Origin of the sequence: Erysipelatoclostridium sp. An173 (assembly GCF_002160495.1) — a bacterium.
Taxonomy (GTDB): Bacteria; Bacillota_I; Bacilli_A; order Erysipelotrichales; family Coprobacillaceae; genus Thomasclavelia; species Thomasclavelia merdavium.
On sequence record NZ_NFKR01000111.1, the window covers coordinates 1 to 830 of the forward strand.

The following is an 830-nucleotide window of genomic DNA, read 5'->3' on the forward strand; positions in this document are numbered from 1 at the left end:
TAATGGCAGGACCCCATCTTTCATGGCTTTTGAAAGATTTATCAAAAATGATCTGACAATGTCAATTGATGATATTTTTATCGATATCAATAAAATAATAGAAGAAGATCTGGATATCAATGTAAAGATACTTTATATCGATGGCAGCAAATTTGAAGCGAATGCCAATAAAATGACATTTGTATGGAAAAAATCATCACAAAAATATTATCAAAACACCTGGAAGAAATTTATCAAATTAGTAAAAAAATTAAACAGATATTTCAGCAGAGAAGGAATCGAGGTTTACTATTCATTGATCAAAGAACCCAATATAGCCTATATGCTTGAAATAGCGGATAGAGTTGAAAAATACATGGAAGCGAATAATATAGAATTTGTTCATGGGAAAGGGAAGAAAAAAAGCGAGATACAAAAACTATATGACGAATTAAAAGAATATGCGATCAGGATATCCAAATATATAATGCATTTTGATATATGCGGTGATAGAAATAGTTTTTCGAAAACAGATCCCGATGCAACATTTATGAAAATGAAGTATGACTACTATAATCACACTAATGTATTTAAACCAGGGTATAATGTACAATTTGGAATAAGTGATGGATTTATTAGAAATGTGTATTTAAGCAGTGACTGCAATGATTTACCAACATATATACCATTTATGGAGAAATATTATCAGGCATATGGAGAATACCCGGAAAAAACACCAGCTGATGCCGGATATGGAAGTTATGATAATTACATGTTCTGTAAAAAACATGAGATAGATTTATATATGAAATATTCGGGATATTATAAAGAACAGGAAAAAAAGACAGAAA

General features: G+C 29.8%; 1 pseudogene. It reads left to right on the forward strand.

Annotation, left to right across the window (positions count from 1 at the left end):
• Window positions 1–22 precede the first annotated feature (22 nt).
• Window positions 23–830 (forward strand): annotated as a pseudogene (locus tag B5F09_RS14645) (hypothetical protein); the annotation flags it as partial.